This is a genomic window from Gardnerella sp. DNF00753 (assembly GCF_049244275.1).
GTDB classification, from domain to species: Bacteria; Actinomycetota; Actinomycetes; order Actinomycetales; family Bifidobacteriaceae; genus Bifidobacterium; species Bifidobacterium greenwoodii.
In genome coordinates, this window is record NZ_CP058393.1 from 1,226,283 (window position 1) to 1,240,836 (window position 14,554).

Sequence of the window (14,554 nt, forward strand, 5' to 3'; positions counted from 1 at the left end):
ACTCACTCTTGCGCTGTTTTTGTCGGAATCTTACGAAAAAACGGCATAAACTACACACGATTGTGCAGTTTTGGTCACTTCACGCTCTTCGACATGTTGTTGTGACCACGCCCGCGGCTACTTACGCGTTCGCGGATAGATTTACGCTCGGTTTTACGCTCAGATTTACGATCTACTCTGCTCTCAGCTTTACGCTCGGATTTGCGCGCACCACTGTGACCATGCCCACCGTGTCCGCGCCCGCGCCCTCGACCGCGACCTTTGCGCTTCTGCTGCTCAGGCTCCGGCATGCTCCAGCCTTCCTGAAGCTCAGCCGCATCTCCCACAATCTCATCTAAAACAGGCGATGCAGGATTTACGTCTTCCGCTTTAGCGTTAATTCCGGCTCGACGAAGCATAGTGTGCGCCGCGCGCTTCTGATTAGGCAGCACAAGAGTAACAACATCGCCTTCCTCGCCTGCACGAGCGGTACGGCCCGAACGATGCAAGAACGACTTCGGGTCTTCCGGCGGCTCAGTTTGCACAACCAACGCAACGTCACTAATATCAATGCCTCGCGCCGCAACATCCGTTGCAACCAGCACGCGCACTAAGCCTTCTGAAAACACAGCCAAATGACGATCTCGCTGATTTTGCGACAAATTACCTTGCAAATCAACCGCAGGAATGCCCTGTTGCACAAACTTTTTCGCCATATTCTTCGCCTGATACTTCGTGCGCGTAAAGAATATGGAACGCTTGCATCCGGAAGCCAGCTTGCGCAAAACCTCGTACTTATCTCCCGAAGACACAGCAAAAATGTGGTGAGTCATAGTGTCAACTTGCGAATCAGCATCGTCAACCGCATGAATCACAGCGTTAGGAAGGAATCTATTCACAAGAGTGGAAACTTGCTTGTCGAGCGTGGCAGAAAACAGCATGCGCTGACCGTTAGGATCTACCTGTTCAAGAAGTCGCGTAACAGCCGGCAAAAAGCCCATATCAGCCATTTCATCGGCCTCGTCCAAAACGCTAACCATCACTTTTTCAAGAGTCAACGCGCCCTGCCGAATCAAATCTTCCAAACGACCCGGGCAAGCGAGCACGATTTGCGCACCCTTCTTAAGCTGCGATACCTGACGCTGGTATCTAACTCCGCCATACACCGTCACCGTGCGCATTCCGTAAGCCGCTGCAAGAGGAGCAATCACATCGTCAATTTGATGCACAAGCTCGCGCGTTGGAGCCAATATCATTGCGCGAGGAGCTGGAATATCGTCACTTTCGTTTTTACGACTATTTTTTCCATTGTTGATTAAATCAACGAAATTTTCTGCTAAGCGCGCAACCAGCGGAATAGAAAACGCTAAGGTTTTGCCGCTTCCTGTGCGACCACGGCCTAGAATATTCGCACCTTGCAAAGAATCCGGAAGCGTGGCCTGCTGGATTGGGAAGGCCGTGGTTTTGCCGTCCTCACGCAATACTTCTACAAGAGGATCCGGCACGCCAAGCTGCGTAAAAGTTACGTCGTCGCTGTAATTTTCGCGCGATTCGATTGCAGAATCTGGAATAATTACTGAATTTTTAGAAGATTTATTGTTTTTAGTGAAATCTTTCTTACTATTTTCTTTTTTAGCGAAATCCTTTTTAGCATTTTCTCGATTAGCAAAATCTTTCTTAGCGAAATCCTGCTCAGCCTCGCGAATTGCAGTCTCCTCGTAGCGTAAAGCTTTCTGACGCGCCTTTTCACGCGCCTTTTCCGCCTTACGATTGCGCTCTCTACGCGCATTAAATTCGTGATGATTATTCTTCGCGCCTCGCTTTTGATGAGACGCAGCATTATGAGTATGCGGCACAATAGCCTTTCGTAAAATATGTGTATTCAAAACTTAAATTTCAAACCGTGAACTAACTGAGCCTAGCACACGCGCCGCACAATCACGGCAAATGTTTCAAAAAAGGGTAAGCAGCAAAAAGCCCCACCGTGAAGAATCACAAGCGGGGCTCTATCTTTACTTATGCGATTAAGTAAGCCTGCTAAATGCACGACAGCTTACGAAATTCGCGCGATTTTCGTAAGCTTTCTAAAGCTTTGCAGGCTTTACAGCCTCTCGCCTAGTTGTTGCTACGACGAGAAGTACCACGACGCTTCCTCACGAAGAACGCAGCACCAGCAGCAGCAACCGTAGCAAGCAAGCCAATCACAGACACGTTGCTACCAGTCTTACTAAGCTGAGACACGCCACTCTTCAACACCTGAGCGCGCACAGAAGCACGAACCTCAGCCGCATGAGCCTTAGCATCAGCCAAAGCCTTACGAGCAGCAGAAAGCTTCTGAGCTGCAGCATCCACCTGAGCCTGAGTTGCATTAGAATCAGCAGCAACCTTCTTAGCCTCAGCCAAAGCAGAGTCCAAAGCCGCCTGAGCTTGAGCCACTTGAGCATCCGCCTGCTTCACAGCCGGCGAATTTTCAACCGCAGCATTCACAGCAGCAGAATTTGCAGCATTAGCAGCGTTGTTGTTGGCGTTAGCAGCGTTGGCGTTTGCGTTGGAAGCATTACCAGAGTTTGCACCAGCACCAGCGTTTGTGTTACCAGCATTGCCAGCTCCAGCATTACCAGGCTGAGAATCAGCTTCAGCACTATCAATCTGAACGTTCAACTCGCCCTTATCTACCGTAGTAGGCGCATTATCATTCACACCAAAGCCAGAGCCACCAGGGACTGGGCTTGGAAGCGGGCTTGGAGTTGGAAGCGGGTTCACATCATTATCAACAGAACCATAACCACTCAAAGCTCGAGCCGCAGCACGCAAAGCCGCAGCAGCAGCATTAACATCATCCTGCGTGGCAGACGGGTCAGCATACACTGCACGAGCCTTAGAAAGAGCCCTATCATAAGCGAGCTGCTTATCCGAAGGCGAAACAATGTAAGACATACGACGGCCAATAGTACTATCCAAAGCAATCTCAGCAGCCAAATCCGTCTTATCAACAGCAGCAGGAGTTGGAGTTGGAATTGGTTCCGGCTCTACAGCCTTGCCATCAAGAGCATCATAGGCGTCCTGAATCTTTTTCAGTGCAGCGTCGAGAGCCTTTTGCTTAGCTTCCTTTGTACTAAGATCTGGCTGCTGACCGCCAGGTTGCTGACCGCCTTGACCAGGCTGAGCCTGAGCATTGCCATTTAGCTTATCAAGGAGCTCTTGACCTTCCTTGATTGCCTTATCATAGGCATCACGCTTATCCTGGTTCGTCGCATTCGTGTATTTGACGTTCTTTTTCGTATCATCTGCCTTCGCAACAGCATCTTGAAGCGGCTTGGTGTCTACGCCGTCAAGTTCCTCGCGCGCTTTTTGAAGATTTTGAAGTGCAGTATCTACCGCTTGTTGAGCTTGCGCTTCCTGCTCGGGAGTGCGCGGAGTAGTATTTGGCTTCGCTTGATTTGCGTTATCCTCTTTAGCTGTCTTCAAAGCGGCTTCAGCAGCAGTCAAGGCCTGATCAAACGCATCCTTCTTAGCCTGAGAAGATGTGTTGTAGATAGGATTGCCTGGTGTAGCTTGCTTAGCGGGATCGGTTGGATCGGCCTGCGTTGGCTTAAGTTTAGAATCCTTATCTACTTCAGCCTGAAGTGCATCAGTACTTACGCCCGCACCCTTAGCTTTGTCATCAATGGCCTGCATTGCCTTAAGAAGATCCTTGTACAGCTCATTAACCTGATCTGCCGTCTTGGCATCGCCAGTTTCCTTAGCAAGCACGGCACCAGCGGCTGTGGAGGCGGTATTAAACGCTTTCTTTTTGTCATCGCCGTCTTGCAGACCCTTATACTTGTCGCCCTTAGCGAAATCATCAGCTGTCTTTTTCAGCTTCTCAAGGCGAGCCATTGCGGTATCGGTTGCAGTAGCATTGGCAAGCGCGTCGTCGATGTCGTCAGAAGTTGTACCGTCATCATTGGTGTGATTACCAGCATCAGTGCCATTGATGATCGCCTTGAAAGCATCCTTTTGAGCCTTGTTTAAATGCTTAAATTCATCAATCTTCTTTAGAGCATCTTCAATCTTCTTGGCTTTCAAATAACGATTAGCGATAGCAGTCGGGTCGCCAAGCTTTGTTGCGGCATTGATGTCCTTCTCTGCCTGCTTCTTTTCTTCGTCAGAAAGATTGCTATTTTTAATGAGCTCAATCTGCTCTTTCTTTTCCTTCTCAAGAGCGGTCTTATTGTCGTTCTCTTGCTGTTTTTTGTTAGTATTCTGCGCGTTAGTCACCTGAGTGTTGATGTCTTTAAGCGCCGCACTAATATCAACACCATCAAGAGCAGACTTTATATCGGATGGCTTCTTAGCACCCTTGACTGTTCCTTGAGCTGTGGTGATTGCAGCCTTGGCCGCCTCAACCTTATCTTTAACAGCAGCCTTCTGTTCTGCATTCAAACCATTTTCAGCATCGGTAAGCTTCTGCAAAAGCGCATCAAGCTTGGCATTAGCTGCAGCCTTGGCGTTAGCCTCATTGATTTCGTTCTGGCGCTTGGCTGCGTCAAGAGCCTTGTTGATACTATCAGCTGTAGCATTGTCTGACTTCAACGCGTTATCCAAAGCAGTGAGGGTTGCATCCTTACCAGGAGTTCCGCCAAGCAATTCGTTAAGAGCAGCATCATCAGCATGAGTATCAGCGGTGTTGTTCTTATCGCCCGTGCCATGATCGAGGAACGGAAGAGCACCCTTCTTGATGTCATTCTGCAATGCACCCTTTGCAGCATTAATCGCCTTGGCCTTCTCGAGGATTTTCTTTACGGCTTCAGGAGTTTTAGCACCTTCTGGATGTGCTGGTGTACTATCACCGTTAAGCTCAGCCTTTAGATTAGCCTTATCATCATCTGAAAGGTTTGGCATGTTATTGATGGTATTCTCAGCGTTGGTCTTGTCAGTTTGAAGCTGTTGTTTTTGCTTCTTGTCGCGCTCTTCCTTATCCTTTTTCTTTTTATCCTCATCAGCTTGCTGCTGAGCAGTAGTGCCTTTTTTGTTGTTGTTGATAGTTTGCTGAGTTGAAGGATCGTTTTGATTCTCTTTGCCCTTATCAGCAGCATTCTTGAGAATTGTCTTAATCGCATCGGGAGTTTGAGCTTGATAAATCTGATCCTCGAACTGCTTCTTCTGTTCAGGCGTAAGGTTTGGATTGCGCTCAATCGCTTCTTTCGCCTTTTTCTTCATTTCAGGAAGCTTGTCTTTATCTCCAGACGGCTTTGATTCAGTCTTCTTCTTAAAGAGCTGCTCTTTAGATACGGTGAACAGTGTCGTTTCGCCATTCTTGAATACAAGGCTCTTGCCGTCATCACCCATGGCCAGAGAAGAAATGCCATACGGTGCCGACGTAGACTTAAGCTCCATGTCGGAAGTGCCAGTCTTTGGCGTCCATCCCTTACTATCAAGCGTCAAGCTATTGTTGCTAATTTCGATATTATCAATCTTATTATTGCTGTTTGTGTCGTCGTAATTAGCTTTCAGGAAGTTCTTAACGGCATCTTTGAACTGATTATCGTTCGGACCAAAACCTGAATCGTTAGGGTCATTTTCAATTTCGAGCGGATTTGTATTGTACTTATACACAGCCTTTGCGGCATCGGTAAGCTGGCGGATGAGCTTGCGAAGCTCCTTTTCGTCATTCATGCTGTCAATCTTGCTATCATTAAGCTGATCAGCATTTGCAATACCAGCACGCTCGAGATCATTGTTGCTCAGCTTGTCAGTATCACGCTTCTGTTGAAGCAAAGCTTTTGCCTGTGCTTTAAGATCCGCAATCGTGGTATCAGCACCACCTGCTTGACCTTGATTCTTTTCGTAAGGATCACTAATAGTAATTACAGCATTGCCTGATTTGTCATAAACTTTTATGTCGGTATCGCTTGCCTGAACATAACTAAGCCCCGAATTACCATTTAAAGTAAGACCTGATGTTGAACCAGTTTTAGGCGTAAGTCCTTGGTTAAGAACGTACTTTCCATTACTGCAGTCATTTACCTGGCCATCATAGTTATCACGTACAAACTGTTTAACAGCAGCATTTTTCTCTGCTGGAGTTGGTGTTGTACCCTGAATCTTAAATTTTGTATAATTCCACTTATAGCCTTTTTTGTTTGTGTTGCTAGTGGTAGTAGTACCCGTTTGAGGCAGCACCTTATTATTGGAATTCTGTTTGAAGAAGGCACTCATAGGATACTTTGCAGATTTATAACCCTCTGCCTTAAAGGTGATGTAGCCTATACCGTTTTCAACGCTATATTCAACATCTGTTATGGTAACGTCTGAATTGTCTTTAGAATCTTTGCCTTTTAGTTTTTTAAGTGTTGATTTAAGTCCTTCAAGCTGAGTATTAACATTACCCGCCGTAGTTATTTCTTCACTCGTTGTCTTAAATGGATCAAAAGTAACCACTATTGGCTTATCAGAACTTTCAACAATGAAGGTCTTTTCAGCCTGTTGAGTTGGTGTTGAAGGCTCGGAGGTTTTAGGCTTTTCCTTAAGGAACTGCCATGCGTCAATAACTGTTGTGGAGCCATCTTTCCAGGTGATAGTTACGTCGCCAGTCTCAGAAACCGTTACAGGTGCTTGGTTGCTGTTCTTTTCCTTTGACTCATCATAAGGAGTAATGCCCTTGTTGGCTTCATCAAAAGCCTTGATAATATTGTTTATTTCGTCTTGCTTAAGCTTCTTAAGGTCATCAACCTCAATGGTGTCCGGCACAACATATGGCGCCCAATCGGCGATAGTTGCTCCCTGATACACGAGTTCAGAGGCAGGAATAGTAGCCTTAGAGCCATCTTTGTAAGTCACAACAAGGTTTTCGCCCTTATCATCAAACTTAATTCCATCGGAATCAGCAAGATGACTGTTAAAATCTGTATTATTTTCGTTAGCCTTCTTAAACGCCTTAAGAACTGCTTCTTTATCCTCTTTTGTCAGATGAGACGGCTTCACCACAGGCGTGCGCTCAGGCATAATTGGCTTATACTTATCGCTATCGGATTCGTCTTTTGCAACAAGAATGTTTGCAGGAATCGTGCGAGTCGTCTTGTCCTTAAAGGTAATAGTTGCAGAACCGTTATCATTTACAACAATGCAATCTGGACCGTCTTTAACTAATTTATCAAACAGAGTTTGAGCACCAGGTTTGCCACGATTGACTTTCTCGATTGCCTCTTTGACTTTACCTTTTTCATCTTTTGTAAGATTTGTAAGATCCTTAACAAGTGTCACATCAGGATACTTAAGCGTCAAATGATCCGCAATCTTTGGCGTATTGTGCTTTTGACCAGCCGCATAATGCCAATTACCAGCAAAACGATACACGCCAGCAGCAAAACGAAGCGGATGCTCATCGCGCTTTTCCCAAGCATCTTGAGTCATTTCTGCAACGTAGGTCATGTCATAATAGCGCGTACCTGCAGACTCCCAGTCAACGAAAATGCCTTGCAAGCCGGCGGTGTCATTCTTATAATCGTCCCACTGACTTTCAGTATTACCAACTTTGTCGTAACTTCCACCATTAAGACCAAGCAGCTGCTTCCAACCCTTGCTGGCGAGCACTTTACTATCCTTAAAGTAGAAGTTGGAAATATTATTCCAGTCTTCCGGCTTATTGTAGGTCTTCTGCGACACTATGCCATAGCCTTCGGCATTTGTAAACTTAAACTGCGAAGAGCCTGCAGGCTTAAATGGCTGATTTCCGCGCTGATTAGTCAACTTTTCAACGCGCGTATAAGTAATATCCTGAACGTCCTGCAAACCTTTTGGAACGCCAAACCACCACATTGGGCGGAATCGCCAGTCGTCAGCTGTGCCGTCTTTTTTGGCACAATTAGAAAGATAATGAACGCGAACAAACTTGCCAAGCGGGTTTTTACCCTCGTCTTTACCCGCCTTAGCGTTATCAAGCGTATCGTAATAATCCACCTCAATGTGGAAACGAGCTTCGCTATAGCTTGCGTCTGTTTTATAACCGTAATAAATGTTGTTTCCAGTGCCGTCTACATAACCGTCAGCGTATGCAGGAGTAGAAACGAATACCCCCCCCCCGAGCACCATAGCACCTGCAAGCATAGCTGCGCACACGCTCTTAGAAATCGGTGCATACTTAGCATTTTGAGCAGACTTTACTAAAGCAGCAAAATTATTCGCTTCATTAATCTTCTTCATTTTTTTCTTCACTCCGTTTATTCGACTACCGCTGCTTAATGCGTATTTCGGCAGCAGTAGAAAAATTAGCGTTTATAACAATAGTCTTCAACCGCAGTATAAATGCTTTGGTTATGCCTTGTTTATAACAGTTATAACATTGGTTATAACTTTGAATATAAGCCAAATGACTTAATACTGCGGTTGAAATAGTACAGTGTGTATAATACTCAAAATTTTATACATTTCAAGTATTACAATTTTGTGACTTTCGTCACTTTATGCGCAAATCAGCAAATCAGCAAATCAGATAGTAAGCAACCCGACGAGTACATAACACGCCGCGTAAGCAAAATCAGCAAATCAGCAAATCAGCGCGTAAGCTTCCTGTGCAAACGATGCGGACGAGCAGCTTCCTCGCCCAAGCGAGCAATCTTGTTTTCTTCGTAAGCCTGGAAGTTACCTTCGAACCAGTACCATTTTGCAGGATTCTCGTCGTCGCCTTCCCACGCAAGAATATGCGTAGCAACTCGGTCAAGGAACCAGCGATCGTGCGAAACCACAACAGCGCAGCCTGGGAACTCAATCAGAGCATTTTCCAAGCTTTCCAAAGTCTCAACATCCAAATCGTTCGTAGGCTCATCGAGAAGAAGTAAGTTTCCACCCTGCTTAAGCGTCAAAGCCAAGTTCAAACGGTTACGTTCACCGCCGGAAAGTACGCCAGTAAGCTTCTGCTGATCCGAACCCTTAAAACCAAAGCTTGCAACGTATGCGCGCGTAGGAATTTCAACGCCTGCAACTTCAATAAAATCAAGTCCGCCGGAAACAGCTTCCCACAAGTTCTTGCTTGGATCCAATCCTGCACGATTCTGGTCAACGTAAGAAATCTTCACCGTATCGCCAACAATAAGCTCGCCGCCGGAAAGCGGCTCCAAGCCAACAATCGTCTTAAACAGCGTAGACTTACCAACACCGTTCGGGCCAATCACGCCAACAATACCGTTACGCGGCAAAGTAAACGACAAGTCGTCGATTAGCACACGGTCGCCAAAAGCCTTGTGAATATGCTTCGCTTCCAAAACTTGCGAACCCAAGCGTGGACCTGCTGGAATCTGGATTTCGGAAAAATCAAGCTTCTTAGAATTGCGTGCTTCCTGCTCCATTTGATCGTAGCGTTCCAAACGAGCCTTGTTCTTTGCTTGGCGAGCCTTCGGCGAACTACGCACCCAATCAAGCTCATTCTTCAAACGCTTAGCAAGCTTGGCATCCTTAGCGCCCTGAATTTCCATACGCTTGGCCTTGGTTTCCAAGTACGTGGAATAGTTGCCCTTGTACGGGTAAAGCTGGCCGCGGTCAACTTCGCAAATCCACTCTGCAACATTGTCCATAAAGTAGCGGTCGTGAGTAACAGCAATAACAGCACCCTCATACTTGTGCAAGAACTGTTCCAGCCACAAAATAGATTCCGCATCCAAGTGGTTCGTAGGCTCGTCCAAAAGCAGCAAGTCTGGAGCTTCAAGCAAAAGCTTGCACAATGCCACTCGCCTGCGCTCACCACCAGAGCACACTGAAACAGGAGAATCCGGATCCGGGCATTGCAAAGCATCCATTGCCTGCTCAAGCTGCGAATCCAAATCCCAGCCGTTTGCAGCATCAATTTCAGTCTGCAACTTGCCCATTTCTTCCATTAACGCATCAAAATCAGCGTCTGGATTGGCCATTTCTTCGCCGATTTGGTTAAAGCGCGCTACTTTTTGCGCAATCTCACCAAACGCCATCTTAATATTTTCGCCAACTGTCTTAGTATCGTCCAGCGGCGGCTCCTGCTGCAAAATACCTACCGTATAGCCCGGAGTCAAAGAAGCTTCGCCGTTTGTAACATTTTCCAAGCCGGCCATAATTTTCAGCAGCGTAGACTTACCCATGCCGTTCGGGCCAACAACACCAATTTTTGCGCCCGGAAGGAAGCTTAAAGTAACGTCGTCGAGAATTACGCGATCTCCATAAGACTTACGCGCTTTAATCATCTGATAGATAAATTCAGCCAAAGTAATATACCATCCTTATAAACGTTGAAATTCCAGCGTTTACTGCTTTATGCAAAGCAATAAGTTATTGAGCGAAACTAAATAGCATTACGTAAAACTAAATAGCATTACGTAAAACTAGCATGTTGCCGGAGTGCGGTCAGACTTTTTTGTAGACTCTGCACCATCTTCCGGCGGCAACTGACAAAGAAATTCGCCCAAAATGCCAACAAGCATATCTACAAAGCAAACGAATCCTGCAATAGAACACTCGCGCACAACAACAGAATTGTAAAATACCATTTCACTGTGCGGCAAACTCATTAGCAACTGGCCTATATACCAGCCAGCCAAAATAGATCCAGCCATTCCCAATGACTTCGACAACATCAAAGCGGCAACAGCAAACTGCGGGCTTGTATGCTTATTGTTTTTCTTAGCTTTTTCACTAACACTTAAGTGAGTTTGCAAAGCCATAACAAATGTTGCAACACCGGCAACTACCATAATTGATATAACAACCCACGGAGCTCCGGCAAGAGACATAGCACTAGACTCTGTTGACGACACAAGAAATGCGCCTAGTACAAAGCCAAACAGCAGACCTAATACCAGATACCACCAAGGTGTGCGATACGCTTTCATTAATAATCATCCCCTAAAAGCCATTGATCTGAGTATATACCAACAGTTTGAGTATCTAAAGCAAGAGCTAAAGAATACGAAAGCGGGTTGTGATCCAAAGCAGCGTCCGACTCAATTTGCATCCATGGCATAAGTTCAGGTGATTTAGGATCCACTGTTACCATTTGCGCAATTTCTTGCGGCAGCCCTTCCGGATTTATTGATTCAGTTTCCGTAGCAGGTGCTCCGTATGAACGAGAGCCTAGAACGCGAAGAGTTATTTTGTCTTTATCTGAACAAGAAACAATACGAACTAAGCGCAACATTTCATACTCGTCTCTAGTTGAGGAAAGAAGGAAAACGCAGGTGTAGTAGTCAGCATCAAGCGCATTCGCAACATATAATGCGGATATGCCGTCTACGCGAGTTTCTCCATCTTGCTCAAGAAGTGCAACTATTTTCAGCATAGCAGAACGCGTAGCATGATTGGCGACACCCCTCATTGAGATTACCAAAGTTGTGCGCATTTGAAGCGGGTCTACGTCGAAAAATCGGTGTCTTTCTTCACTCGCAGCCATTTCGTTTCCTGGATTATTTAATTGGTTCTCGCAAAGATTTTCGCCAGTATTGTCACAAGTATTTTCACAAGAGTTGTCAGCGTTTACAGCCTCGCCTTCAGCGTTGCAAGACTTATTAGCAGCGTCATCTTCTGCAGAATTATCCATATAATCTTCAGCTGCAGCATTCGCAATATCTATAGCTGCTTGAGCCGCTGCCGCAGCTTCTGCATCTTCCCTACGCTTATTTTCTTCTTCGTTCTGTTCTATAAGCGTACGGAAGTAGTCTGCATTCGGACTATCTTCTAAATCATCAATATCAACTTTTCCGCTTCTAACAGCAACATGCGCAATACTTTCGGGAATTGCTCTGTTAGACATGTCGTACTCTCTTTTAGCAACACGATGCACAGTAACAGAAACGTCGTCAACTTCGCTTTGCAAACCGTAGTAGTTGCTGCGAACAGAAGCGCGAACAGTAACATCTGCTTCAACAACCTGCCATGTGCGCATAACAGAATCCGCAACCTTATTAGTCATAAGCTCCAAGGCGATTGACGGATGATCTTCAATTTCATCATCGTGCTCGCACTGCCTTAACGAAAAAGCAAGACGATCTGTCAATTGCGGAATATCAATTGCATGAGTATCGTTACCAGCCAACGCCCTGCTCAAATCAACTTTTAGAACAGCATCAATGCGAATGTTCGTATACAAGCCAATAACAATGTCGTTAACATTAGGCCTCACGCCGTTAAGCCGTATAAGGCTATAACTATTTTCTTCCACTGCTTTTCTCCCCGCCTATACGAGAAAGCGCACAATAGCAATATTTACGCTTGCTGTTGTGCTGCTTTCTCAGTTTTAATATTCGATTTTTACTTTTTGGTTTTACTTTTGATTTGCGCTTTTGTTTTCAACTTTGTTTTCAACTTTGTTTGCGCAAACCAGCGTTTTGTTACATTCTACTAGATGCAAAAAGAAAATACCTAATTTTACTCAGATTTTCCTTCTACATTTCGTCTTAAACTTTCCGGAATTTCCACAGGCGGAATATCTGAATCCGGACGCTGGTCGTTAGAAAGCCAAAGAGTACGCTCCGGAGCCTTGCGAATCTTACTAAAGATTTCCTTAAGCTCCTTCTCGTTAAGCGTTTCTTTTTCAAGAAGCTGACGAACCAGCTCGTCTAAAACGTCGCGATTATTGTTAATAATCTCCCACGCTTCAGTATGAGCAGTTTCAATAAGCTTATGAACTTCCTCATCAATAACTTCAGCCGTGCGGTTCGAGAACTTGCGTGGCTGCAAAGAGTCAAGAGATCCGGAAGCGTCATCGTCCGCGTCCATCCACTTAACTGCTCCAAGCTTTGCAGAGAAACCAAACTCCACAACCATCTTGCGAGCAATAGCCGTAGCTTTTTCAATATCGTTAGAAGCTCCGGTTGTTGGATCGTGGAACACAACTTCCTCAGCCGTACGACCGCCCATAGCGTAAGCCATTTGATCAAGAAGCTCGTTTCGCGACTGGGAATAACGATCCGTAGTTGGCATAACAGCCGTGTAGCCAAGTGCGTGGCCTCGTGGCAAAATAGTCACCTTTGTAACAGGATCCGTATTATGCAAAGCCGCAGCAACCAAAGCGTGACCACCCTCGTGGTAAGCGGTATTACGCAACTCGTCCAAAGCCATGCCCTTAGACTTCCTGCGAGGGCCAGCCTGAACGCGATCAATTGCCTCATCAATAGCGCGATTATCAATGTATTGCGCGCCAGAGCGAGCACAAAGCAAAGCAGCTTCGTTAAGAACGTTAGCCAAATCTGCACCTGTAAAACCAGGAGTGCGCACAGCAACCATATGAAGATCAACGTCTGGAACGAAAGGCTTACCCTTTGCGTGAACCTTCAAAATTGCTTCGCGGCCTTCCAAATCAGGAGCTTCAACAGCAACCTGACGGTCAAAGCGGCCAGGGCGAAGAAGTGCAGAATCGAGCACATCCGGACGGTTAGTTGCGGCAATAATAATCAAATTAGTGTCGTTGTCGAAGCCATCCATTTCCACAAGCAGCTGATTAAGTGTCTGCTCACGCTCATCGTGGCCGCCAGTCATGCCGCTTCCGCGACGACGACCAACAGCATCAATCTCATCAATAAAGATGATTGCAGGAGCGTTCTTCTTAGCTTCGTCAAAAAGTTCACGAACACGAGACGCACCCAAGCCTACGAACATTTCCACGAAGTCAGAACCTGCCATTGCGTAGAACGGCACTCCAGCTTCGCCTGCAATAGCGCGCGCAAGCAATGTTTTACCAGTTCCTGGAGGGCCGTAAAGAAGAACGCCTCGAGGAATACGCGCACCCAAAGCCTTGTAGCGCGAAGGATCCTTTAAGAAGTCCTTAATCTCCTCAACCTCTTCAACAGCAGCCTGCTCGCCAGCAACATCTGCAAACTTAGTCTTAGGAGTTTGACCTTCAACAAGCTTTCCGCGACCGCGACCGCCGCCCATTCCAAGCATTCCGCCGCCGGCGCCACCAATGCGACTAAACATGAACCAAATCATGCCAAGGAAGAAAAGAATAGGCACAAGCGAAGTTACAAGATAGGAGAAAATTCCGGAAGATTGCAAGTTTGCAGTCCAACCATTAGACGGCTTAGCTTTTTCAACTTCCTGAATAATCGACTTACCTTGAGCAATAGTGTAGTAGAATTGCACATCCTTGCCGTAATCATGCTTCTGCTTATCTCGCTTATTATACTTACTAAACTTTTTGTCGAGAGTAAGCTTCACAAGCTGCTTGTTATCAATAATTTCGGCATAGTTTGCTTTATGCGAGCGCAATAATTCAATACCGTCTTGGGTATCAATAGTTTGCGAACCTGTTTTTGCAAACATTTGGAAGCCGACTACAGCAAGAAGTACTAGCAGAACAATCCACGTCCATGGAGACTGCCAGATTGGGCGACGAGACTTATTGTTGCCGTCATTGCCGTCATTATTGCCTTTATTGTTGTTACGCTGGCCGTTATTTCGAGAATTCCTAGGATTTAGCGGGGTTAAGAACGGATTATTTCCGTTATTTCCGCGCCCAGGACCACCCATTGGGCCTTGCGGTGTCATAGGAGAAGCGCCCATGTAATAAGGCTCCTTTCAAACTCCCTAATTTCTATAAAAATTCAGGTAAGAATTTTGAATAAAGAATAAAGTAAGC

6 protein-coding genes are annotated in these 14,554 nt (G+C 46.0%); all 6 read right to left on the reverse strand.

Annotation, left to right across the window (positions count from 1 at the left end):
• Positions 1-74: 74 nt before the first annotated feature.
• The 6 genes from HXT33_RS05060 to ftsH all read right to left on the reverse strand — a co-directional run bounded on the left by HXT33_RS05060 (position 75) and on the right by ftsH (position 14,478).
• The gene (locus HXT33_RS05060) at positions 75-1,835 is read right to left on the reverse strand and encodes a DEAD/DEAH box helicase (RefSeq protein ID WP_421787607.1); all 1,761 of its coding nucleotides are present in this window, start codon (positions 1,833-1,835) and stop codon (positions 75-77) included.
• A 259-nt stretch (positions 1,836-2,094) separates the two neighbouring features.
• Positions 2,095-8,163, reverse strand: coding sequence for a GA module (locus HXT33_RS05065; protein WP_421786825.1), 6,069 nt, complete (start codon positions 8,161-8,163; stop codon positions 2,095-2,097).
• 350 nt (positions 8,164-8,513) lie between these two features.
• Entirely contained in the window at positions 8,514-10,190 is a 1,677-nt protein-coding gene (gene ettA / locus HXT33_RS05070; RefSeq protein WP_308583165.1) for an energy-dependent translational throttle protein EttA, read from the reverse strand.
• A 117-nt stretch (positions 10,191-10,307) separates the two neighbouring features.
• Positions 10,308-10,814: a DUF3180 domain-containing protein gene (locus tag HXT33_RS05075; RefSeq protein WP_004136785.1), complete on the reverse strand. Its 507-nt coding sequence runs from the start codon at positions 10,812-10,814 to the stop codon at positions 10,308-10,310.
• A complete protein-coding gene (locus HXT33_RS05080; RefSeq protein ID WP_421786827.1) occupies positions 10,814-12,139 on the reverse strand; it encodes a dihydroneopterin aldolase in 1,326 nt (441 codons plus the stop codon). Before HXT33_RS05080 ends, HXT33_RS05075 begins: the two co-directional genes overlap by 1 nt.
• 206 nt (positions 12,140-12,345) lie before the next feature.
• Positions 12,346-14,478 carry an ATP-dependent zinc metalloprotease FtsH gene (gene ftsH / locus HXT33_RS05085; protein WP_419388833.1) on the reverse strand — a complete coding sequence of 711 codons (2,133 nt, stop codon included), beginning with the start codon at positions 14,476-14,478 and terminating at the stop codon, positions 12,346-12,348.
• Positions 14,479-14,554: the final 76 nt, after the last annotated feature.